Raw genomic sequence first — 23319 nt, 5'->3', positions numbered from 1 at the left:
TCACCCTCGTCTCTTACCAGGATCGACCGGTACACGAACACCTTGCCACCAAGGCGCCTCGCTGACAGAAAGCACGGCGACTCAGCGATCACTTCTGCCTGCACATTTCTCCCTCATCTGGGTCACCACGTCACGGGGCACCTTGTACCCAGGAGAGCCACGCCGGAAGTGGAAACGAACTCGCATCACCAGTTCGAGCGCATCTTCTCCGAAGCCAGGACACGGCACCTCCGTTGAGGTAGCAGATCGTGTTCCATACATTGCCGCAGGTGACTAGGCTGACGGTTGAGTACGAGGACCTTCCGGGAGCGTGGTCGACGTGGATGAGCCAGAGCGCCTCCAGGCGCTACGCCGCGCACTTGGAGAACGTCTGAAGATCTTCCGGACCGCCGCCGACATCAGTCAGGGGCAACTTGGTCGCTCTCTCTACTGCGATCGCACCCTCGTCACCAAGCTCGAAGCCGGCCAACGCTCCAAGGACCGGAGGTTCTGGCAACAGGCCGACGCGCTGTTGAAAGCGAGCGGGGCGCTGCTTGCTGCTTTCGACGATCTCGAAGCCGCCAAGCTTGCGCAGGAGGCAGCACAGCGTGAGGCGGCCTTGGTCGAGTTCCAAGCTGCGGCCAACCAGCTTCGCCGCGAGATCGTCCCGCTCGCCGAGCGTCCCTCAGCCCTCGCGCCGAACGCCAGCCCAACGGAGTTCTTGGCGCGGATCGCCGTAGCAAGCCCGGTGCCGGCGCACATCGGTTGGTCCGATGTCGACCAGATGCGCGCGACCACCAAGGCTTTCGCGCTCTCGGAGAACATGTTCGGCGGCGGACTGTCCTGCGAGGCGGCTGAGGGCCAGCTTCGTTGGTCAGCTCGGCTCCTTGAAGCTCAGGCGTCGAACGACGTGGGCCGCGCGATGCACGAGGCAGTTGGCAACCTCGCCGGCGTAGTAGCCTTCTCAGCCTTCGATATCGGGGACCAGGATGCCGCTGGCGAGTACTTCCGTTTCGCACTCTGGTGCGCCGATCGAGGCGGGTCGTGGCCCCTCCGCGCGACGATCCTCGCAGACATGGCGCGGCAAGCCGCCTACCGTGGCGACCTCGACGAGGCGCTGTCGCTGATCGAGTTCGCCTGTGTCCGATCCGACCGATTGCCCGCGACCGGCCGCGCGATGGTGACCACGATGCGCGCCAGGTATCTCTCCCTTCTTAACCGCCATGACGAGGCTCGTACCGAGGTCGACCGGGCAGATGCCTACTTCACTGAGCGTTGCCCGGAGGAGGACCCGCCGTGGTTGGTCTACTACGACGAGGCCGAGCATCAGGGCAGCACGGCGCGGGCCCTGACGCCCTTTGCCGTCGCGTCCCGGCGTCCGGAACTGGCCGCGGAGCGGTTGGGTGCCGCCATTCGCTTGCACAGCAACCAGTATCCGCGGTCGCGAGCCTTCTCGCGGGTACGGCTCGCAACGCTGACCATGCGGGCGGACGATCCGCGGAAGGCCGCTAAGATCGGACTTGAAGCCGTCACCGACGCCGCAGTACTGCACTCCCGTCGGGTGACTGACGAGCTTCGCATCCTTGATCGTGTTGCAGAGCGCCACAACTCGATCTCCGAAGTAGCCGAACTGCGCAGTCTTCTCAAGCCGGCCATCGGCACCAAGTGACATAGGTGAGCGTGTCTACGACTTCCGACCTCCAGCCTCGCCAACTGCTTGACGTCGCGGGCAGGCTTGCCGGCCTTGCAACGGCTGGTGCGGAGTTGATACGCGACGGCGCCAACGTCATGTACCGCCTACCGCACGGGATCGTGGCGAGAATCGGCAGAGTGGGAACAGCGGAGACCGCACGGCGCGAAATCTGGGCATCACGGTGGCTTGCGCAGTCCGGGCTGCAGGTCGTCACGGCACTGGACGATGTCGAGCAACCGACGGTTGTTGCCAGCCAGCCAATCACTTGGTGGCGGTTGCTGCCGCCGCACCGCCCAGCAACTCCGGCTGAGCTCGGCCTTGTGCTGCGCAAGCTCCATGCCCTACCGATGCCCTCCGATTCTCCCTTTCCCGCCCTTGATCCGTTCGCCGACCTGCATGAGCGGATCGGAGTGGCATCGTCGGTCTCAGCCGACGACATCGCCTGGCTCCAGCAGCACCTAGCGGAGCTGCGCGCGGCGTACGAGCAGTTGCCGCCGGGCCTTTCGACTCGCGTCGTACACGGCGATGCTTGGCAGGGCAACATCGCCGTCCCGGACGACGGCCAGCCGGTCTTGCTTGACCTGGAGACGATGAGCATCGGGCGCCCGGAGTGGGATCTAATCTCGCTGGCTGTCGACCGAACCGACTTCGAACGCATCACCGCCAACGAGTACGCGGACTTCGTCGACACCTACGGTGGCCACGACGTGATCGCGTGGCCTGGCTTCCGGACATTGGCTTCCCTCCGCGAGCTGAGGTGGCTGTCCTTTGTGCTCAACAAGGCGTCTACCAACGAACGAGCCGCGGCCGAAAGCCGCCACCGAGTGGCGTGCCTCCGCGGCGAGGTCGCTCGGCCGTGGGCGTGGTCGGCGTTCTGAATGGGTCTCCGGATGTCGCCGCCGCAGAGGCTGGCGTAGGCGCGTCGTAGGAACGAACCGCGGCATCAGCCCATCAGCCATACACCGCGCTCCGCGCGATCATTCCTGTCCCGCAAGCCGGAACGTGTGCACGTGTTCCCACCAGCGGAACCCCCGCTCGGCGTCCTGCTGGACGTCCACGAGCTGCACCTTGTGGACATGTATCGGCGCATGACTGGGGCGCACCCGCCGAAGCTTCTGCCGTATCTCCCGGGCGGGAGTGGAAGCGACGTCTGTACGGGGATAGCACAGTGTCAATGTGCGCCGGACTCGTGTCGTAGGAGACCGGCGCCGGTCCGAACGCATCCGCGACCGCCGTGCGCACCGTGTCGAGCAGCCTATGAAACGGCTTGTCGGGACTCGTGTCGAGCAGCACAGCACGACCACTGACCAGGGGCGAGCCCATCGTCCAGGTCCATGCCGGCACCGCCGCCAGCCGAGCACCGAGGTTGGCGATGAACGTGGCGCGCTGCTCGTCCCGAATCTGGGCCGCTGGCACGTGCGCGATGGGCTGCACCGTGACGTGGTGCCACTCCTGCGGCACCACGAGCAGCGGATACTGCGCGAACACGGCGTTGCAGGGGTCCAGCAACGCACCAAGCTCGTGATCGCGTCGTGGGTCCGGCGTGATGTAGAGCTGCAAGCTCGACCCGTCTGCGGGCCAGATCCGTTCCGGCGTGAACCAGGCTTCCCCGATGTCTCCCTACGGCCGTTGGCAAGTCCGTCAATCGCCAGGCATCTCGGACAGCGTCGTACGTTTGTCAGGTCGGAAGGAGCTCCTGCACGAACCCGATGATCCTCTCGGCCCCATAGCCGAGACCGCCCACGATCTCTTTAACCCAAGACGCGGAGCTCACCGGCTGGGCGATCAACGCGAACAGCAAGAGCGCCACGCCACCGAAAATCATGATCTTCTTCATGCATCACGCACCCAGTGCTTGGTTACAAGGCCGCCGACGAACGCTCCTAGCGCTGCGGCGTGTACAACAGCGGTGCCACATCAAGGTGACCCTTGAGTTGTCCGTACGTCGTCATCAAGTCGGCAACCCGCTGGAGCCTCGTGGCCGACAACGACGTTGGGAACACGGGAATCGTCACCAGCGCCGCGGTGCTGGCGTCGATGCCGGCGTACGAGGGGAGAATCTGGCGCACTGTCTGGTCGTTCGCCGCGTCGGCCGCACCCTTGGCCATCGCCCTTTGGAAGGCGGCCGCAGTCTTCGGATCCCCGTCGGTGAACTTCTTCAACCCGAACCAGCCGCTGATCGGCAGGTCGTGCATGACGCCGGGACCGAAGAGATCGACCACCGGCTCGGTACCGGTCTGCTCGTGTGCCTTGGTGATGTACGGCTCCACCTGGATCGCGGCGTCGACGAGCTTGTTCGCCAGAGCCGCCGGCGTTTCCGGGTGGTGGACAACGGCCACGTGCACCTGGTTGTAATCAACACCGTTTGCTTGCAGGATCGCCTTGAGGGCCAGGGACGGCACGTCGTTGACGGTACTGGTGGAGACGGTCTTGCCGACCAGATCCTTCGGCCCCCTGATGCCGCTGTCAGGCCGGGCTGCCACGACGATCACACCCGACCTGCCCTGCCCGGCATCGAACAGGATCCGGTAGTTGCCGACCTGCTTCTCCTGCGAGGAGAGGATCGTGGCCCAGTTGCTGATGCCGATGTCAATGTGTCCGCCGGCCAGCAACGGAATGGTGTCCGCGCCGCTGACGGCCGGGACGACCTTGATGTGCAGCCCCTCGGCAGCGAAGTAACCCTTCTGCTGCGCGATGTAGAACGGCGCCGCGTCGATCAAGGGGCTGACGCCCACGTTGATGTTCGGCTTCTCCAGGTGGTGGCTGTTGTCGGTGCTGTCCGCCTCGCGAGACCCGTTCAGCAGGCCGCAGCCTGCCGTGGTGCACAGCATGCCCACGGCCACGACAAACACCAGCCAGGATACGTATCTCGGCCCGCTCGTACGGCTACTCGTAAACGTCATCGTCTTCCCTCGACCCGCTGCTGGAATAACATGGTTGCTAATCAAAAACTCTCAGGAACGGAGCGTTGCGGCGGCGTGTTCGCCAACACACCGTCCTATATGGAACGTCCACGAGATCGTTGCCCTGCACCAACGAGTGTTGCTTCAGGAAGTCACGCTGCCTGCGGCGGTAGCCGGCACGTTCCGCAGGCTCCATTGCCAGGACAGGACTGTAGGTACACAGCAAGGACACAAGATCCTCGAGCAGCATTGGCCGCACCCACGACAAGGTGTAGCCCTCGGGCTTGGCAAACGGTGCACCCTCCGGAAGCGTAAATCGTCCAGGCTGCTGGTCTCCTTCGTGCGCACCGTCGATGACTGACCAGAACTCCGCCCACAGCGGCAGCGTGGTGTCGATGGTGGTCCACGCCACCCCGAACTGGCCGTCGGGCCGCAGTACGCGGGCGACCTCAGGGACAGCACGACTCAGGTCCACCCAGTGCCAGGCATCGAAGGCATACACGCCGTCGACGCTGCCGTCGGCGACCGGAATGTCCTCGGCGCTGCCCTGCCGCAAGCTGACGCTCGTGCTGTCGACGATGAAGGCCTCGAGCATCCGCTCGTCGGGCTCAACGGCACATACCTCGGATACGACTTTGGCGAGCTGCCGGGTAGCGAGCCCCGTGCCGGCGCCAAGCTCCACCACAGTCTCGCAGTCGATGCCCACCAACCAGTCGAGTGCAGCCGCCGGCGGGCCAGGCCGCAACCGGCTGTAGTCCATCGCGATCGCCCCGAAGAGCTGGGCCCTGGTGCGGTTGTTGGTCACAGAGTCGGCTCCTGTTTCTCGCCTGCCAGCAATCCGGCTTGCCGCGCGTCGCTGACCTTGGGGGCGCGGGACTCGATGGCAGGACTGTCGGCTACAAGGGCATTGCGCAGCTCGGGAGTGAGTACTTTGCCCGCACGCTCCACGAACCGGCCCATCTGGTGGCCGATCTGTCCGGCGTTGCAGGTGGGAGCTGCCAGCACCGTTAGGCACGACCCGTCGCTGATCGACATCAAGAACAGGTAGCCGTTCTGCATCTCAACCGCGGTCTGGGTAACGGCACCGGCCTCGAAGCACTTCGCCGCACCCGCAGCAAGGCTCACGAGACCGGACGAGATCGACGCAACCTGCAAAGCACGTTCCGCCGGGAGCGCCTTCGAAGCAGCTAGTTGAATGCCGTCGGACGAAATCACCACGGCATGGGCGGCGCCGGGCGTCCGGTCGACGAAATCCTGGCATAGCCAGCCAAGATCGATGGGGTCTGGAACTGCTGTCACTGCAACTCCTGGGAGAGATTCACGGCAGACGTGGTCAAGGAGTGACGGCCTTGCTGCGCGCCACGGGAGAACGCCGCTAGTCGGCCAGGTGGCGGCCGCTGGCCTTCCGGTGCCACAGGGACCTCCGCAGAGCCTGGCAACAGATGCTGTTTCGGCACGCGCTTTGGCAGTCCCGCGACGGTGAGGGCGGGCTCAGGTGCTTGCTGGAGGGCTTCGACCGCCTGCCAACCCGAATCGGCAGACGAGGACCACGCCGGCGTGCCGACGGCCGAGCTCGGCGCGCTTGTAGCGTCCACAGTTTCGACCGGCGCCTCCACGGCGGCGGCAGCAGGGACGGACTCGTGCCTGGGCTGCGGAACATCCGCCGACTCGTCGCCCTCCTCGGCGGTCCGAAACCACTCCGACAGGATCTCGTTATAGATCGGCAGCCGTTCTGTTGGCACCTCGCCGGACACCTCCATGGCCGTATTCGGCGCACCAGCTAAGAGGCTCTCCTCGTCCGTCGGCCACTGTGGATCTATGTCGCGGTATCGCAGGTTTTCCAGGCCCGCCAACGAGTCGGTGGTGATCGGCTCGCCTGCGCTGGCAGCAGCCGAGGGCATGAACAGGCTCACGTTCGCAGTGCGAGTCTGCTCGCGCTCAAGCTGTACGCTGGTCCCCGCACGCAGCGCCGGGTGCGGTTCTAGTCGCAGGGGAACGATGACGTTGCTGGGCACGACGACCTTGGCCGTGGTGCCACCGTCGATGTCCTGGTTGGCGCGCAAGGTGACCTGAATGGCGTGGCGCTTGGCCAGTACACCTACGACGTGCAACCCCATCCGCCGCGACGTCGCGAGATCAAGCAGTGGCGGATCGGCCAGGCGCTTGTTGGCGATGGCAATCTCCTCGTCGTCCATGCCAACACCGCAGTCGTGGATCTCGACACGCAAGTCGCCTTGTCGGGTTACTACCGAGCGGATCATCACCTTCGTGTCCGGACTGGAGAAGTCGGTCGCGTTGTCCAAGATGGCGGACAGCAGGTGCATGAGGTCTCGGGCAACGTGGCCTAGTACGGCGGCCTCCGGGGCCGGACCAACGACGATCCGCGCGTACTGCTCCACTTCAGAAACTGCGCCACCAAAGAGTTCGGTGGCAGACACCGCCTCTGCCCCACGTTGGACGACAGGCTTTCCAGCGAGCACCAGCAGGTTTTCGCAGTTGCGCCGCATCCGGGTCGCCATGTGGTCGAGCTCGAAGAGGTTGGCCAATTGGTCAGGATCCGGCTCGTCCTGCTCGAGCCGGTCGATGAGCGCGATCTGCCGCTCGACGATGTTTTGGCTCCGGCGAGACATGTTGACGACCATCTCGTTGACGCTGCCGCGCAGCGCGGCCTGTTCGACAGCTAGACGCACTGCGGTTCGTTGAACAGCGTCGAAGGCGCGCGCAACCTGGCCGACTTCCTCGTTACTGTGTATCGGTACCGGCGTGATGGCGCTGCCAATGTCACCGGCCCGGCCGCTCGACAGGATGTCTCCAATCGCCGCCGGCAGGCGATGGTTCGCAACTTCCAGCGCGCTACTACGAAGCACCCGAAGCGGCTTGAGCAGCGAGCGCGCCACAATGGCCGTGATGACCAGCGCCAGGAGAACGAAGGCGCATACGGCGATGCCATCGCGCCATGCGGTCTGTGCTGCTGCTTCGGAGAGGTTCGTAAGTGCCGCGTCGAGTTCGTGGTTGACGTCCGCTGAGACGCGGTTGACCAAGCCAACTGTCGCCTCGCCGCTCTGGCTGACCGCGGACGCCGAGACAGTGACGGCCTTGCCGGTCGCATCCTCCAGCCCCGCCTGCTGGATCAACTGCGTGCGCTGGTCGACGGCCGGCCCCGTGACGACGTTCTGGAAGTCTTGACGGTCGGTAGCCGCGCCGACCTGCGCGAAAGTCGTCTGGTCGGCGTCGAACCGTGATTGCGCTGCCTGCAGCTCGACGGCAAGTCCCGGCGCGAAGGCATGACGACCTGCGGCGGAGAGCAGGATGGCGTTCTGTTGAGCGAGTTGTTCCTGCGCATCAACCAGTGCTGTCAACGCCTGGGCGACCGGTGCGGCTGTCGGCGCGCTCACGGCGCCAGCGAAGGCCCGGCTGATCTGCGTCAGCTCGGTGTCGAACGTGGTGTAGCGGACGAAAACCGACGAGTCCGGGAAGTGTGTGGAGAGCACGGTCGTACGGACGGTCTGGAGCAAACTCAGGTCGGCCACCGCCGCCTGGACTGCTTGCTGCACTGCGGGGTCGAGATCCACCAAAGCGGTCGCCGCCGACTTGAATGTGAGGACGGCGGCGTCGACTTGCCGCATCCGGCCGTCCTGATCAAGATCAGTCGTCGTGCGACCACTCGCGACGTAGGCCACCAGCGCATCGCGCTCCGCTTGCAGCGCAGTGGCCACAGCCGCTGCTTGATCGGCAAGTTCCTGCTCACGGTAAACCGTGGCGAGCGCGTTAACACTGGCGATCTCGTCCTGGAGCCGTAGGCCCGCGAGAAGGCCAATAGCCACAATGGGTACCAGCAAGATGGCGGCAAGCTTCGGCACCAGTCGCCAGTTTCGCAGCCGGAGGCGTGCACGGCGGGCCGATCTCCCCCGCTTGTCCGCGTCAGCACGCTCGTTCAGTGGCGATGCAGTCAGGCGGCCATCGCCAGCGGCGTTCCGCAATGCCTGACTGCCCTTGGCGTCGGAACGGGTGTGACTCATGGCCTGCTTCCCTGCTGGCTTGTCGGTATCTAGGTTGATAGGCGGTACCCAACGCCGCGGCCAGTCGGGGATGCACGGGACGGTGCTGGCTAGCTGACCTACGGGGGGAAGTCAGGGCGTTGGGTACCAAAGATCACCCTGGCCTCCAACACGGGTTGTACGGAAGCGTGCACCGTCTGTTGTCACACGAGTTGTCACATCGATCGATGCCGGTCAAACCGGTAGCACGCTTTCGCCTGCTTACCACCGGATGGCGTAGACGGAGCATTCGAACGGCGGGCTCCGCCGGCACAGTGCGTTCGCGCGGCGTACCAGCACAAACGTGCGCCGACCTCGGCAAACGGGACCAGCAGAGTCATTGGTACCGCCGAACCGGTGGTCGTTGTGCACGACACTTCTACAGCTGCTCGGTGCCGCCTTTGCCTTGCAAGGCAGGTGATCCGCGCGGTTTCCCTCCCGTAGCCTGCCCGGCACGGCTCGTGATCACGTCGGACTGGTGGGAGAGAACATGACGCAACTGTCAACGGAGGGCGCGGCTTGGGACACACGCTTCTCGCTGGAGCCGGGCGTACGCCCCTCGACAGCCTTCACCTTGTTGGAACGCAAGGGATTCGGACATCCAGACACGCTCGCCGACCACCTGGCTGAGGAGTTGTCGCGGGCGTACAGCCGATGGACGCTGGAGACGTGCGGCGCCGTGCTGCACCACAATTTTGACAAGCTCGGCCTCCTCGGTGGTGCCAGCCGAGTGTCGTACGGCGGCGGGCAGATCCTGGAACCGGTGCGCGTCTTGGTAAACGGCCGCGCGACCCGATCATGCGGCGCAGTTTCCGTGCCCGTTGATCGGTTGGTCACCGACACTGTCCAGGACTTCTTCCGCACGCGGCTCCCTGAACTCGCCGATCATCTGAGCATCGAGTTGAACATCACAGCCAACTCAAGCCCGGGAGCGGTCCACGCAGAGGGGGCCTCACTTGACCGCCATTCTTGGTTCGCACCGAAGTCGGTCGATGAGTTGCGTGAGCGTCGGCAACTGTTGGCGAACGATACGTCGCTCGGCACCGGCTGGGCGCCGGAGAACCCCGTGGAGACCTTCGCGCGACACCTGGTGGACTGGTTCTCGAAGCCGAGCGAGTTCACCAACTCGCGGCCTTGGTGTGGTTCGGACGTGAAGATGATGGTTCTGGCAGACGGCGAGCGACTGGACGTCGTGCTCTGTGTTCCCCAAAAGTCTGGCCATGTTCCCGACCGGACGGCCTACGTTGCGAACTGCGGCGAGATCCTGGATGAGTGCTACCGCAAGGCTGCGATCGAGCTGCCTCAGTTCAAGACGTCCTTCCGTCTCAACGCTCGCGACATCGTGGACCGCGATGAGGTCTACCTGACCTTCAGCGGCAGCTCCATCGAGTCGGGCGACGAGGGTCTGGTCGGCCGCGGCAACCGCGTCAACGGCCTGATCACGCCGCTCCGTCCCCAGAACATGGAAGGCGCCAACGGCAAGAATCCGGTCTACCACGTGGGGAAGCTGTACAACGTTGCTGCGCAACGGATTGCCCAGGCGCTGCATGTCCGCTTTGGCGGCTACGCCGAGGTGCACCTGGTGAGCGCCACCGGCCAGCCGCTCGACAAGCCCTGGCAAACGCTCGTGCGGCTATCACGGCAGGACATCGCCGACCATGCTGTCCAAGAAGTCGTCCAGGAGATGCTGTCCAGGATCCCCGAGTTGACAAGGGAGATCATCTACGGGCAGACGTTCCTGGCGTAAGTCGGCCGGGTTGCCGTCATGGCTAAAACCTCGTCTTCGACGAGAGTTGCAAGTTGCGGCCAATCCGGACCTGTCATGCCGATAGCAGTCCAATAGGCGCGCTGGGCTCGGACCAACCGGCCGAGCCCAGCGGCTGCCATGTCTGACGGGATGGACCTCAGCACGCGCCGCAGCGCCGAGCCGGTGCCGCTCGCGCTCGGTCGGATGCCAGCCATGACAAGCAACGTCGCTGTGCGCACCGCGTCGAGCAGCTCGGTGTCGAAGCGCCGTGCCGCCGGCCCGAAGGTCGTCTCGGCCCAGTTTGCGCGCGACAGGATCCACCGAATGCGCTCCAGTCCGGACCCGATGTCCGTTGCCATACTGAGCGGATTATCGTTGTGCCACAACAAGACTGCGTCTGCGAAGACGGCACTGTCACAGGTAATGAACCAGGTGATGCCGCTGACGGGTCCACGCTGCCAGCACACCAGGTCACCTTGGATCGTCAGGCGGCGAGCGTGGATCCCGATGGCGGAGAGGGCCTCGATCCAGATGTCCAGGAGCCGGACGTGATCGGCTACTGAGGCGATCCGCTGGACACAGGACACGTTGCAGAATGACGTTAAGTACCCCTCCTTCAAGTGCCCCTGAGCATCCCGCTCGCCCGTGAACCTGACAACGGGTTGCGGCAGAAAGCCTTCCCGCCACACACGGTTGATCCCATCCTTGAGCCACGGGTCTAGTGCTTGGACGGCAGAGATCGTCAGGTCGGTGTCACGTCCCCAGCGGATTGGCAACAGCCCTGCCGCGGGTACGCCACGTGTAGCGAAGGTCGAGGCCATTGCATTGAGCAGCTGGCGCGGTTCGGGAACGATTCGCTGGACCTGGCCTGATGGCAGCGGCGACTGCGGTCGCACCACAAAGCGCTGTCCCGCAAGCGAAACCTGCCAGTTGGCTGCGAAACGCTCGCGTGCAGCCTCAAGCAGTTCTGCGGGCAACACGTCGGCGACAGTCAAGGCACACCGCCTGCCAGTACCCGGAAGTGCTCCGCGGGATCGAACCTCGCCAACCCGATCTCCTGCACCGCTCGCGGTTCAAGCTGGATTGCCGTACTGATCGCGTCAGCCAGCGCGGCGGCCGCCGATTCGTCATCATCATCGGCACCGATCTCGGCGACTGCACCAGTTCCGTTGCACAGGGCGGCTTGTGCGCACGTCCCCGCTCCCCAGACCGAAGCAGCGACGGGCGTGCCGCACCGCAGTGCCTCACCAAAGACTGCCGCGCCGGCTTCGACGTAGTCACGGCCGCAGGTATAGACCAGAGCTCGTGCTTCTTTGAGCGCTCGAAGTTTCACTGGGCCGGTGAGCTCCCCGACGAAATCTACGTACGGCGCCTCCAACACCGAGGCATGCTCTGCGACGTAAGAGCTGTCGAGTACGGGGCCGATAATCCGCAGTCGCATGCCCAGTTTAGCAGCCGCCATGGCCGCGAGGTGCGGTGCCTTGTCGCGGTCGATACGTCCTAACCACGCCAGATATGTACCATCGGCTGCTGGCTCAGGATCTTCCTCACCAAGTCCAAACTGGACGCTCAACGTCTGCTGCGGCCGATGAACGCTATAACGCGCCACCATCTCAGGCGAGTAGCAGTACAGGCGCGACCGCATGCCGTCGAAAGCATCGGCCGCATGGCGAAAGTTGGGATCGTGCTGGAACGTCGCTACGTCACACCCCAGGGCCGCCGCAGCCGCCCGCCAGGTCGGATGGGACGGGTACTCATGGCCGCCAATAAGCAGGTCCAACCCCAACCGTTCGACGGCGCGCCAAGCCGCGTCGCGGTCGATGTCCTCGAGTCGTACCGGGAGGCCGGGCATGCCCGGCACCAAGTCCTGTCGCCAGGCCGGGCCGAGCAAATGCACCTCGGCACCGGCCCGATACGCACCGATGGCGGCCGCCCACAGCCAACGCTCGATACCGCCATAGCCGAACGGCGGAAAGGCGTATTGCGAGGGAAAGTCGCAGATGCCGACCCTCACGCTGTGGCAGTAGTGCCGTCGGGGTTGATCCGGTTGAACCGCAGGTAGGGCACCAACACCTCGGGGATGCGGATCGACCCGTCCACCTCTTGGTTCTGCTCAAGGATGGCGACCAGCGTACGGCCGATTGGCAGGCCGGAGCCATTGAGCGTAGCCGGCAAGGCGCGTTTGCCGTCCTTGCTCTTGGTGCGGATGCTGGCCCGACGCGATTGGAACACACCGAAGTTGGAGACGCTGGAGATCTCGCGGTACTGCTGTTGGCCGGGCAGCCAGACCTCGATGTCATAGGTGAACTCCGCCGAGAAGCCGATGTCTCCTGCCGCCAAGGCCACGACGCGGTACGCCAGGCCGAGCGCCCGAAGGCAGGCTTCAGCGTGGCCGAGCAGGACTTCCAGTTCCTCGTCAGCGCGCTCGGCGTCGACGAAGCGGACGAGCTCCACCTTGCTGAACTGGTGGACCCGGATCAGACCGCGGGTGTCCCGGCCGTACGAGCCGGCCTCCGAGCGAAAGCACGGCGTGTGTGAGGTGTACGCGAGCGGCAATTGTTCGGCGGCCAGCACCTCGTCGGCATGCAGGTTGGTAACCGGCACCTCGGCCGTTGGGATCAGGTACAGCTCGCGTTCGGCGACGCCGGTCTTGAACAAGTCCTGCTCGAACTTGGGCAGCTGTCCGGTGCCGGTCATGGTCTGCCGATTGACGAGCGCCGGCACCGAGTACTCGGTGTAGCCGTGCTGGCGAGTGTGCAGATCGAGGAGGAAGCTGGCGATGGCCCGTTCGAGCTGGGCGCCGATGCCTTTGAGTACGGCGAACCGCGGTCCAGCGAGCTTGGTGGCGCGCGGGAAGTCGAAGATCCCAAGCCGCTCGCCGAGGTCGACGTGGTCTAGCGGGTCAAAGTCGAAGACTGGCGGCGTACCCCACTTGCGGATCTCCGTGGCGAACTCGTCGGAGTCGCCATCGGGCAGGCGGTCGTCGGGCAGGTTGGGGATCCCGAGCAGGAACTCGCTCAGATCGGCGTCGAACTGCCGGTGCGCTTCCTCGCGTGCCTGGATGTCGGTCTTCAGCCCCCGGGCACGGTCCCGCAGCTCGGACACGTCCTCGCCGGCCTTGGCCTTGGCCGGAATCTGCCTCGCAAGCTCGTTCGATTCGGTGCGGGCCGCGTCGATCTCCTGGATCGACGCGTTGCGCTGGGTGAGCAGCTTGTTCAGCTGGTCCAGGTCCAGCTGAAAGCCACGACGCGCGAGCTTGCGCACGGCCTCGGTAGCCGGATCGAGCAGAACACGAGGATCGTGCATCAGTTTCTCCAGAGGACGTTGACCTGGCGGCCCCGCAGGACCGACTCCGCACAGTGAGGGTATCCAACCGGAAGGGCTCCACCGACGCGACGGGCTATCCGCCGGCGCGAGCACCCCGTTGGACCAGTTCGCGCAGCTCCACATCAGTAAGCCTCAGCGGAGACACGTAGGGCGCTTCGGGCAGAGCTGCTCCGTCGGGCGGTCCGTCGTTGCAGCGCAGCGCGAGGAGCAGTGACACGAGCAGGCCGTGTCCCACAACCAGCCGCGGGCCGGGAAGGTCGAGGCAGATGGCAAGGCCGACAAGCAGACGCTCGGTCGCCTGATACCAGGACTCGCTCCCCCCAGGTGGTACAGCGGCAAGCCCATGCTCACGGAGCCAGGCGCCGTATCGCAGCCAAGGTCCGCCCTCGAAGTGCCCGTAGTCGATCTCGTCCAGCCGCGGATCGACGACGTTCGGTTCCGCACCGCCGAGTAGGAGGCCGGCAGTCTGTTTGGTACGTGGAAACCGACTGGTCACGGTAACCGCAATGCCTTGCAACCAGAGCGCACCCCGATGGACGGCACATTGCCGGACACCGACCTCGTCGAGCGGCACCGCCGCTGCAGGATCGCCGTTGACCTGATACGTCGCGCTGAGCGCCGTGCGACCGTGACGGATGACAAACGTCGTCACCGAACCTCCGCAGTCTCAGATGGCGACGAGCACGGGCGACTGGAGGATCTGCTGCATCGCGGTTGCCGTTGTGTCCCCGTCCTCGAGGTAGTACAGCGCACCATCCACTGCCAGCGTCACCGTCCAGGCCAAGACCTCGTCGAACAACGCCGGCACGTGGGCACGACAACTCGCAACGCGCTCTTCAAAGCCGCTGGTTGGCACGTAATACACGCACCAGAAGGCCCAGTCGAATGCCGGGCTCCCGATCTTGGCGTGTGGATCGATGAACACCGGCTGAGCGCGAGCATCGAACAAGACGTTCTCGGCATAGAGGTCCGAGTGCAACATCGCGCCAATGCTCTCCGCCTGGCTGAGCTCCCGTCCCACTGCCAGAGCACGACGGAGGTTGTGCTCGCCGACGACGGCGCCCCAGATGTCAGCCCGCCGGTCGATCCGCGGCAACACCGAGTCGCGGTAATAGTCGGTCAGCAGGGGCACGGGGCCACCCGCCGCGGCAATCCCGCGGTGCAGCGTTGGCAAGGCATCCGCCACGCGATCGGCATGGTCGGCCGGCCGTGGCGCGCCGCCTGCGGTGTCTCCGACTAGCTCCAGCAGCAGCACTTGCGACGTGTCATCCGCGTCCAGCAAGCAACACACGCCGTGTCCAGCCCAATGTGTCAGCGCCGCGCGTTCTTGCAGATAGCGTGCAGTCTCAGGCATTGCCTTGATAGCCACCGGCTGGCCAGATTGACGATGTCCAACCGCAACCACAGAAGTCCAACCGGCGTCTTGATACCCCACGAAGTCGACCGCCCACCGGGCGGCGACACCACGCACTACGTCTTCTACTCGGTCCAACCAATCACGGACAACATCGCCATAATGTGCAGTAAGTCGAGAGACCACGCCTGCGGGCACAACAGCACTTAGCATCGCCAACTCCCCCACGTCGCATGCGCCAGATGACACCGAGAACTAGCAATCAACGAGACCAATAAAAGCGGCAATCAAATTAGCCTTGTCAAGAATCCTCTCTTTGGCCTCGTTTGCCCGGAGCCGCGTTTACGGTGACGGCTGCGGAATTGCGGTCACGCGGTCGGCATCAGCCTCACTCATTCTCGGCCCCCCACAGGATCCATCGGTACTTCTGGCGCTCGGCACGAGCTGCTCGCCAGCCTCCGATCTCCGACGCCAGGAGGCTGTCGTCTTGTCCGCCGAGTAGCACGCTACTCGGTCGCCACACTTGCGACTTCCGCAACACGTAGAGCGTGCTGCCTGTCCGGGCAATAGTTTCAGCCAACGCCTGGAATTCGGCCGGCTCAGGTGCAAGGTCCTGTACATCTGACACCACGGCGCCATGCGTGCTGGGAAGCTGCAAGACGCCGAGGAGTGCAGCGAGTCCCGGCCTGCCAGCTGCGCCATCCGAGAGCAGCTGGTCGACGAAGGTGGTGCCAAGCAGGAGACCACGGTCGCACGCGAACGCCGTGATCGCTGCTCGTACTTGGGCAGGGCGCGCCGGGTCGCCTGCTGGGGCCAGGGCATAGCCGTACACGGCACGAGACCTGGCGAAGTCGTTAGTCAGGCTTCCTTCCACCCAAAACCGCGAAATCTCGGCAAAGCGCTCCTGTTCCTCCGGTGTCAGCTCGCCCATCTCAGGCTCGCATCCAAGGTGTACCTGGTTGGCCGAGCTGGTGCCGGCCCCTGCCAGTCGAACTCCACGATGGTCGGTGCTGCAACGCAGGCTCGCCACCTTCCGTACCTCGCCAGCGGACATCAGAGTGAGCTCGCGCAACCGGCCTGGGTGTCTCGGTCGCTGCAATCCAGCCCTGCACCAACATGCCGGGTACGGGGTGGCGTGCGGAAGCTCAGCGAGTGATTGTCACAGCTGTTGTCACGGCTGCAACACGGTTTTGGCCCGGTCCGCCGGCTCTGCCCAGCGCTCAGCGGACCGACCGAACGACGCCATACGCGGTCAGGCGTGCGTTTGCGCTGACGGCCAACTGCAGACTTGTCGGGCAGCTCGACGGGCAGGGGCTCGGCCTGCTCCGCGTGAGCCGCGTACTGCGACTGCGCAGGCACTGCCGCAGAACCACGAGCAGCTGGGCCGCTGCGCTCGTCGAGTAGAACCTCCCCGCCAACCGTATGTCGGTCTATCATCTGCGATCCATGGACACGTGGCGTGTTCCGGCGTGCGCTCATCGTTACCCACGGGGCACGCGGGAGGTGCCCAACCTCGGGGAGGGGCGGAATGGGGGATACCGCTGACATCTGCACCACACCGTCGTCAGGAACGGGAGTGGAGTGATGGCCGGCCGCTCGGCGGCTCGCTATCGCGAGGTGTTCGCTGTTGGGGAGTTCCGGGCGCTGTGGCTGGCCCACATCGCGTCGATCGCCGGTGACCAGCTCGCCCGCGTCGCGGTCAGCGTGCTGGTGTTCGACCGCACACACTCACCTGCGCTGGCCGCGGCCACCTACGCAGTCACGTTCCTGCCCGACTTGCTCGGCGGCACGCTGCTCGCGGGCCTTGCCGATCGCTACTCCCGCCGCCTGGTCATGGTCACCGCCGACCTCGTGCGTGCCGGCGTCGTCGCCATGCTCGCCCTGCCTGGGCTGCCTCTGGTCGTGCAGATCGGCGCGTTGTTCGTCGTGCAGCTGCTGGCCGGGCCGTTCACCGCAGCCCGCAACGCCGTGTTGCCGGAGATGCTCTCCGGCGACCGCTACACCGTCGCCGCCACCGTGGTAGCCGGGACCTACCAGCTGGCGTTGGTCCTCGGCTTCGGCGCCGGCGCCGCCGTGGTGACGGTGATCGGGGCCCAGACCGCACTGGTGGTCGATGCCGCCACGTTCGCGCTGTCCGCCATCGTGATCACCACCGGGCTGTCGGCGCACCGACCGCCGGCGGCACGCCCGGCGCGCCGGGCCGTGTGGTGGTCGTCGCTGCGCAGCGGAATCGCCGCCATCGCTGACCACCGCGAGGCCCGGGTCCTGCTCGCGATCGCCTGCTTGTGCGGCTTCTACGTGGTCCCCGAGGGTCTCGCCGTCGCCTACTCCGCGCAGATCGGCGCCGGCATCGACGGGCTGGGCTGGCTGCTGGTGGCCAATCCCGTCGGCACCGTGATCGGCGTCCTCATCCTCAACAGGTGGAACCCGGACACCAAGCTCCGGTGGCTGGGCCCGCTGGCCGTGGCTAGCAGCGCGCTGCTCGTGCCCACAGCCGCGGCGCCAGGGCTGGCGGTCACGGTCGGGCTGTGGGCATTGAGCGGGATGGCGACCGCGCACGACGCGGTCACCAACGCCGCGTTCACCACAGCCGTGCCGAACGAGGTTCGTGGCCAGGCCGTGGGGTTGGCCATGGCGTGTTTGCGGGCAGCCCAAGGGGTCGGCATCGCTCTCGCTGGGCTGCTGGCCCAGCTGATGCCGACCTCGTGGGTCATCGGGATAGCCGGCGGCCTCGGCACCGTCGTCGGACTCGCCGTCGCCGTGGCCTGGGCGCAGGTCCTGGCCAGGCGCGCCCCCGACCCGGCGTGACACTGCCGCCGCCCTACCGTGGCGTTCGTTGGTTCCGTGCGTCTCATGCCGCCCAGTTGTTGTCACGCATGCTGGTCACCTCCGCTCTGTTCGAACAGCGTTTCGAGGACTGCCGGTATGGGGCGTGACGTGGCGTAGCAATACGCGGTTCACCGCCAGTTGTTGTCCCGCCAGTTGTTGTCCGACATGGGGGTGCACCGCCTCTCCATGAGCTCGTGTTCCAACCCAGAATATGGGTTCGACCAGGCGAAAACCGCTCGGGCACCGTTCATGTCTGGCCGTCAGCGCCAGTTGTTGTCACGCCAATTGTTGTCGCGCACGGTGATCCACACCTCCTCGGAGGGTCTAACGAGTTCGGCCAAGCGGGCGGTTTTCCGCCTGCGCCTCATCTTCACCTGCCAATCCGGCCACAGGCGGTGCCAGTTTGGTTACGGTGAAGACCCGGCCGTACCCTGGCGGCCCCTGTCGTTGCTGCAGGTGAGGCTTGGTGCGCACCCTGATCGCGGCGCCCTGGCACTGGGCGCGGTCCTGGCGGTTGTGGCAAGCGCCTCGGCACGTCGTCGCCTTCGTGCTGACGGTCGAGGTGATCGCGGTCGCCGCTGCGGCGGGCACGGCCACCCTGATGCCGATCCGCAGCACCGACCTCGTCTACGCCGGCATGCTGGCCGCGGGCGCATGGCTGCACATCGAAGGCGCCCGACCGACCGAGCGGCAACGGGAACGCGGGGCTGGAGCCGGCCCATACCTGGACACCAAAGCGGTCTGGTCGGTGGCCGGGGCGCTGATCCTGCCGCCGCTGCTGGCCTCCGCACTCGTTCTGGTGACCTACACGATCGCGTGGCTGCGGATCTGGCCCCGCCAACGCCCGCTCGATGCGTTCCGGTGGGTGTTCTCCGGCGCCACCATCCTGCTCGGCACCCAAGCCGCCATCGCGGTCCTGGCCCTGGGAATGCCGACCTACCCCGGCTTGCCACGCGCGACCTGGGCAGGCTTCGCGGACCTGGCCGTCGTCGCCGCAGCTTTGGGCCTGCGATGGCTGCTCAACTACGGCTTGGTCGTTGGTGCGATCCTCATCTCCTCACCGAACACGCGGCTCGCTCAGGTCTTGGAGAATTTCCACGAACAATCTCAGGAGATCGGCGCCTACGCGTTCGGTCTGCTGGCTGCCGCGTTGGCCGTCACCAATCCGCCTTTGCTGCTCGCGGTCGTGGTCGGCGTCGTTGCGGTGCACCGTGGTTTGTTGCTGCACCAGTACCGGATGGCTGCTCGCACGGACGCGAAGACGGGCTTCTTCAACTTGGAGTGGTGGTTCAGTGCCGCCAGGCAGGCGCTGGACCGTGCCCGGGTGCACGGCACCACGCTCGCGGTCCTGATCGCTGACCTCGACCACTTCAAGCAGGTCAACGACACCTACGGCCATGTCGGCGGCGACCGTGCCTTGGAAGCCGCCGCTCAGGCGCTGCGCGCCGAGGTCCGCGACTACGACCTCGTCGGCCGGTGGGGCGGCGAAGAGTTCGCGGTGCTGCTCCTCGATGTCGACGAGCAGACGACCCGCGCGATCGCCGAACGCATTCGCGAGCGCATCGGCTCCCTGACTGTGTCCGTCGAATCGGTCGACGACTCCCCGGCGCAGACCATCACCGGCTTGACGATCTCCATCGGCGCGGCGCTGATCCCGCACGACAGCAACGACACGATCGACGAAGCGGTCCGCGCGGCCGACGCAGCGCTGTACAACGTGAAGGAGGCAGGACGCAACCAGGTCAGCCTCACCCAACTAGTCCGCAACCATGACCGTCCTTCGCCGGCATAGCGCAGGTGTGGACAGCAGCACCACCGTAGTCCTCCAGGCCGTACACGCCGTGACCGGCGACCTCACCGAGCCCGAGACGATGAATCGACTGGCATGCGAGATGGAGCGGGCCGCCGACCGGCTGCACGTCCCTCGTCTTCCCAACGCGGGCGCCCCGTTGTTGGTTCGGTCGAGCCCAAAGGTCATTAGTGCCAGATGACGGTGATGGGGTTGTGCGGTCGGTCGAGGAAGAACTGGCCACGCCCAGGATCAGAGACGTCACTGCGGTTGGCGGGGATCTCGAAACACACGGCCTGCTGCCGGTGCTCGTCATTCCAAGTGTGGATCGCCTCGGTGAGGTGCTCGGTGAGCGCTGTTCCCGCTCGGCCATGTCCGATGACGCCGACCTCCGCACACTGTCGGCGAACGCTGGCACCCTCGGCCGCTCGCCAGGTCAGGCACGCAAGTTCGCCGTCGCCGACGACGGTCATCGCGCTCGGAAACATCGGGTCCACCAGACTAGACCTGTGCGAGGAGCGCTACGGTCGAGCGGTGAGTATCGACCGCGACACGCTCGCCAGCGCCGCCACCGCGTCCGCCCGCCGCATCGTCGAGTTGCTCATCGACCACGACCCGGAGGTCACGGGCTACCCGATAGGTGACGTGCTGCGCGGGCTCACGTCCGAGCAGCAGGCCCTGACCACCGCGCTGTCCAACTACCCAGCAGTCCTGGACAGCGCCGAAGTCGACGGCCGGCCGGAGCCCTTGGCCGAGCCGTTGGCGACGCTCGTCAGCCTGGTGGCGCGCGTGCTGGTGACCTACCACGGCATGGACACCGTGCGAGAGAGCAAGTTCGGCCGGCTGGTCAGCGACCACCGGGCGCTGCTCATCGCCGCCTACGCCATCGTGCGCGTCTTCGACGATGAGCAGAACCCCAAGAAGTGGCCCTACACCCCGCAACAGTGCCTGCGCACCGCCGGGCCGGCCCGTTGGTTGGCCGCGCGCCAGCGCGCGATCGAGATCGCCGATCACGACCGCGACTTCACCCAGCGCATCGAACCCTGGCACGCGATCGATCTGCTCGCGATCATGATCTACGGCGCCGAGGGACCGGCCGACGAAGTCGACCTGCAGAAGCTGGTCGACCAGATCACCCCCGCGATTGAAGAACCCGCCCGACCGCAGTCCAGTGATGAACCCGAGGCCCCGAACATGGACGCCGCGACGGCGGATTTTCATACCAGGGAACAAGTCCTCACCAAACGTCGCGCCCAGCCCCGGACCCGACTTGTCCAGCTGCATGACGACCTCTCCGACACGTTGGAAGACGCCGGCCACACCATGCGCGCGCGAGCCGGCAGCGACCCCGTCATCGACGCATGGCGCTGGCTGGACATCGAACCGGTCAACAACGGCGAAGCGTTCAGCGAATTCCCGGCGTGGATGGTGCACCCGCGCGGCAGCACCGCGCTCGGGCGTCAGCTGCCCATCGTGAGGGAGTGGCTCAATGCCGCGTTGTAAGCCGGCCTGGCGGACAAGATTCGGCGCCGCGCCGCCGGACGCTCGCTATCCTTGAGGAGCGACATTATGACTGCGCACGTAATCGTCGGATGGCTGAACCATGCGGACGTCGATGTTCAGCCTGGCGCGGCGGTAAGCGTCTCCAAAGCAGCGCATCATCACCGTGGCGGGCGGGTGACATGGACGTTTGTCTTGCGGACTGACGTTGCGAACTGTCGCTGACTGGACGACTGATGGCACCATTGTCCATGGCACATTACTGACGCCGTACGCCGCGGTTCCGGTGATAGTGGCTAGCACGCCTGCCTGTGTGCGGAGAATGCACCGATCCGACAGTGCGACCGCCGCAGTGCTTCGGAAATAGCGTCGGTCATCGAACTGCTCGCGCAACCAAGAATGGGCGTCGGCCTCGACAAAGCCGCCTTCGTAACGGGCGTCCAGTAATAGGATGTCACACCAAGACCGGCACTGCTTAATCTCCATTTCGCGGCTGACCCATGGGAGTTTCGGAGTGCGGTCTGCCGGCACTGCGACATGGAGGGCTGACTCGGTCCACTGCGGATTCTCGTGGGTCACCCCGAGTGGCAGACGCACCACCACGGCAACTTCGCCGTCGGTCTCGTGGTTCGTCCACAGCACGTGGTCGACGGCGACGCCTTCCTCGATCAGTGGCTCGGGCAGCCGCCCGACCCGCCGGCGGGTCGGGACGTTGTCGTCGGGCTGGAGCGCCACCTGGGCGGCTCCCACAGGCGAGGTCGCCGTCATCACCACCGGAAGGCCTTCGACCACTACGCTGGCGCGGATGTTGATCGTGGCGGCGGTTGGCTCAACAGCCGCTAGATCGATCTCCCCGGAAGCGCTCAGCTCCGCCAGTGCGCTCGCGACCTCCCTCGGGTAGGGGCCTTCGTACCACCGCAGCTCGATCGCCCCTTCGGCGCTGATGCCGTAGCGAACGTCGCGAGCCCCGAGCAACAACCGCCGTTCGCTGATCGCCAGGACGAGTTGCCCGATCACCTGGTGTGCGTTGGCCATGTCATGACCGTAGCGGTTCGTTGGTTCCCCGGATGGCAGGTCGACCGGATGCTCCATGCGTACCGTCGTGCTGACGGAACGACGCGCCGGGCGCTACGGTCGAACGGTGCACCCCACCGAGCAGCAGCAACGGGTTGTCGGGCAGCTCGTCCTCGTGTTCCGCGAGAGTCTGCTCCTGAACGGTTCGAGGGACGTCGACTACCGGATTGACGAGCACGGCGCGGTCGAGGTGCGCTGGACCAGCGGACCGTTCGCCAGCGAGGTCGCCGCAGAGCTGGCCGCCTACGGCGCCATCGGGCTGCTGCACGTTGACGCCGTCACGACGACGGCAAGCACGACCGGACGCGTGCATTTGCTGATTTCAGATGTGCCAGTGGTGTTGCACGCATTCGAGCCGATCGGCAAATCCGCCGTGAGCCGCAGGACCTTCCAGACACGCCCATCGGAGAAATGGTACTGGCCTTCCCCGTTGGAGGAAGAAGGCGTCGCTCGAGACCAAGTGCTATGGACCCTGGAGCTGAGTGGCGACCTGGTCGCCACGGTTATCCGAATTCCATATGATCGTCCAAACGATATCAACTGGTCCGAGGGGGGGCAACTTGTTGCGGTCTCGGAGGACGATCGACCGAAAGGGTTGTCCCCCGCGAGGCGAGCTGAGGTCAGCGGCGCCTGGGAGATCTGCTCCATCCTTCTGCGTTACGCCCCGAAGGGTATGTCGGATGATGACGCTGACACCTGGATGGCCGAAGAGTTGGGCAACAGCTTTTTTCTTCGCATGTCCGTCGCTGTCATCTTTCGCGACCGGTGTATTATGCGCGACTGGTCAGGATTTCGTGTCGAAGCCACCATGATGGACACTGCAACTACCATTCCATGGTCGATCGTGCCTTCCGCTTTGCGCGCCTCAACCTTTCGCTTCAAGAGAAGTCGGAATGTACCCCCGACTACCCTGCATGTGCGAGAGTTTGGCGGGCGGCACAGTATGTTTACCGTTTCGACGGCGGTGACATGGCACGCTCCGTCTTCGTTTTTCTCCAAAACGTCAACTTATCACGAGGTGAATCGGCCGCCGGCAGTCGGCGAGGGCTTCGTAGATTAAGCGCGCAAGCTGTAATGCAGTCCCATT

General features: G+C 65.4%; 19 protein-coding genes and 1 pseudogene. 7 read left to right on the top strand and 13 right to left on the bottom strand.

Annotation, left to right across the window (positions count from 1 at the left end; genetic code table 11):
- Window positions 1-310: 310 nt before the first annotated feature.
- The gene (locus tag AB0M73_RS01500; protein ID WP_363885506.1) at window positions 311-1648 is read left to right on the top strand and encodes a helix-turn-helix transcriptional regulator; all 1338 of its coding nucleotides are present in this window, start codon (window positions 311-313) and stop codon (window positions 1646-1648) included.
- An 11-nt stretch (window positions 1649-1659) separates the two neighbouring features.
- A complete protein-coding gene (locus AB0M73_RS01495) occupies window positions 1660-2550 on the top strand; it encodes an aminoglycoside phosphotransferase family protein (protein ID WP_363885504.1) in 891 nt (296 codons plus the stop codon).
- A gap of 800 nt (window positions 2551-3350) precedes the next feature.
- On the opposite strand, the gene AB0M73_RS01490 is transcribed toward AB0M73_RS01495, so the two are convergent.
- The 5 genes and pseudogenes from AB0M73_RS01490 to AB0M73_RS01470 form a co-directional block, all read right to left on the bottom strand.
- On the bottom strand, window positions 3351-3509 hold the full coding sequence (locus AB0M73_RS01490; RefSeq protein WP_363885502.1) for a hypothetical protein: 159 nt from the start codon (window positions 3507-3509) through the stop codon (window positions 3351-3353).
- Window positions 3510-3555: 46 nt separating this feature from the next.
- A complete protein-coding gene (locus AB0M73_RS01485) occupies window positions 3556-4515 on the bottom strand; it encodes an ABC transporter substrate-binding protein (protein ID WP_363885500.1) in 960 nt (319 codons plus the stop codon).
- 97 nt (window positions 4516-4612) lie between these two features.
- Window positions 4613-5380, bottom strand: coding sequence for a class I SAM-dependent methyltransferase (locus tag AB0M73_RS01480; RefSeq protein ID WP_363885498.1), 768 nt, complete (start codon window positions 5378-5380; stop codon window positions 4613-4615).
- A gap of 104 nt (window positions 5381-5484) precedes the next feature.
- A pseudogene (locus AB0M73_RS01475) lies at window positions 5485-5874 on the bottom strand (roadblock/LC7 domain-containing protein); the annotation flags it as partial.
- A complete protein-coding gene (locus tag AB0M73_RS01470; RefSeq protein ID WP_363885496.1) occupies window positions 5871-8594 on the bottom strand; it encodes a nitrate- and nitrite sensing domain-containing protein in 2724 nt (907 codons plus the stop codon). The pseudogene AB0M73_RS01475 and the gene AB0M73_RS01470, both read right to left, overlap by 4 nt.
- Before the next feature lie 508 nt (window positions 8595-9102).
- On the opposite strand from AB0M73_RS01470, the gene AB0M73_RS01465 reads away from it, so the two are divergent.
- Entirely contained in the window at window positions 9103-10359 is a 1257-nt protein-coding gene (locus AB0M73_RS01465; RefSeq protein WP_363885494.1) for a methionine adenosyltransferase, read from the top strand.
- Here AB0M73_RS01465 and AB0M73_RS01460 read toward each other — a convergent pair.
- The 6 genes from AB0M73_RS01460 to AB0M73_RS01435 form a co-directional block, all read right to left on the bottom strand.
- Window positions 10335-11354, bottom strand: coding sequence for a hypothetical protein (locus AB0M73_RS01460; protein ID WP_363885492.1), 1020 nt, complete (start codon window positions 11352-11354; stop codon window positions 10335-10337). The two genes, AB0M73_RS01465 and AB0M73_RS01460, sit on opposite strands and share 25 nt — an antisense overlap.
- Window positions 11351-12373, bottom strand: a complete 1023-nt coding sequence (locus tag AB0M73_RS01455; RefSeq protein ID WP_363885490.1) for a glycosyltransferase — start codon at window positions 12371-12373, stop codon at window positions 11351-11353. Before AB0M73_RS01455 ends, AB0M73_RS01460 begins: the two co-directional genes overlap by 4 nt.
- The gene (gene serS, locus AB0M73_RS01450; protein ID WP_363885488.1) at window positions 12370-13665 is read right to left on the bottom strand and encodes a serine--tRNA ligase; all 1296 of its coding nucleotides are present in this window, start codon (window positions 13663-13665) and stop codon (window positions 12370-12372) included. Before serS ends, AB0M73_RS01455 begins: the two co-directional genes overlap by 4 nt.
- A 94-nt stretch (window positions 13666-13759) precedes the next feature.
- Window positions 13760-14338 (bottom strand): histidine phosphatase family protein, encoded by a 579-nt coding sequence (locus tag AB0M73_RS01445; RefSeq protein WP_363885487.1) that lies wholly within the window; start codon window positions 14336-14338, stop codon window positions 13760-13762.
- A gap of 15 nt (window positions 14339-14353) precedes the next feature.
- A complete protein-coding gene (locus AB0M73_RS01440) occupies window positions 14354-15253 on the bottom strand; it encodes an aminoglycoside phosphotransferase family protein (protein WP_363885685.1) in 900 nt (299 codons plus the stop codon).
- 175 nt (window positions 15254-15428) lie between these two features.
- A complete protein-coding gene (locus AB0M73_RS01435) occupies window positions 15429-15971 on the bottom strand; it encodes a hypothetical protein (protein ID WP_363885485.1) in 543 nt (180 codons plus the stop codon).
- Between the two features lie 653 nt (window positions 15972-16624).
- Here AB0M73_RS01435 and AB0M73_RS01430 point away from each other — a divergent pair.
- Both AB0M73_RS01430 and AB0M73_RS01425 read left to right on the top strand, forming a co-directional pair.
- Complete coding sequence (locus tag AB0M73_RS01430) at window positions 16625-17848, top strand: MFS transporter (RefSeq protein ID WP_363885483.1); 1224 nt, start codon at window positions 16625-16627, stop codon at window positions 17846-17848.
- 487 nt (window positions 17849-18335) lie between these two features.
- Window positions 18336-19661: a GGDEF domain-containing protein gene (locus AB0M73_RS01425; RefSeq protein WP_363885481.1), complete on the top strand. Its 1326-nt coding sequence runs from the start codon at window positions 18336-18338 to the stop codon at window positions 19659-19661.
- 185 nt (window positions 19662-19846) lie between these two features.
- Here the strand turns inward: AB0M73_RS01425 and AB0M73_RS01420 are convergent, their stop codons facing one another.
- On the bottom strand, window positions 19847-20131 hold the full coding sequence (locus AB0M73_RS01420) for a hypothetical protein (protein WP_363885479.1): 285 nt from the start codon (window positions 20129-20131) through the stop codon (window positions 19847-19849).
- Window positions 20132-20192: 61 nt separating this feature from the next.
- On the opposite strand from AB0M73_RS01420, the gene AB0M73_RS01415 reads away from it, so the two are divergent.
- Entirely contained in the window at window positions 20193-21161 is a 969-nt protein-coding gene (locus AB0M73_RS01415) for a hypothetical protein (protein ID WP_363885477.1), read from the top strand.
- A gap of 45 nt (window positions 21162-21206) precedes the next feature.
- Here the strand turns inward: AB0M73_RS01415 and AB0M73_RS01410 are convergent, their stop codons facing one another.
- On the bottom strand, window positions 21207-22193 hold the full coding sequence (locus tag AB0M73_RS01410; RefSeq protein ID WP_363885475.1) for a hypothetical protein: 987 nt from the start codon (window positions 22191-22193) through the stop codon (window positions 21207-21209).
- Window positions 22194-22299: 106 nt separating this feature from the next.
- Here AB0M73_RS01410 and AB0M73_RS01405 point away from each other — a divergent pair, with 106 nt between their 5' ends.
- A complete protein-coding gene (locus AB0M73_RS01405; protein ID WP_363885474.1) occupies window positions 22300-23292 on the top strand; it encodes a hypothetical protein in 993 nt (330 codons plus the stop codon).
- Window positions 23293-23319 lie beyond the last annotated feature (27 nt).

This window comes from Kutzneria sp. NPDC051319 (genome assembly GCF_040682195.1).
Classification (GTDB): Bacteria; Actinomycetota; Actinomycetes; order Mycobacteriales; family Pseudonocardiaceae; genus Kutzneria.
This window is presented reverse-complemented; position numbering and strand designations above follow the sequence as displayed.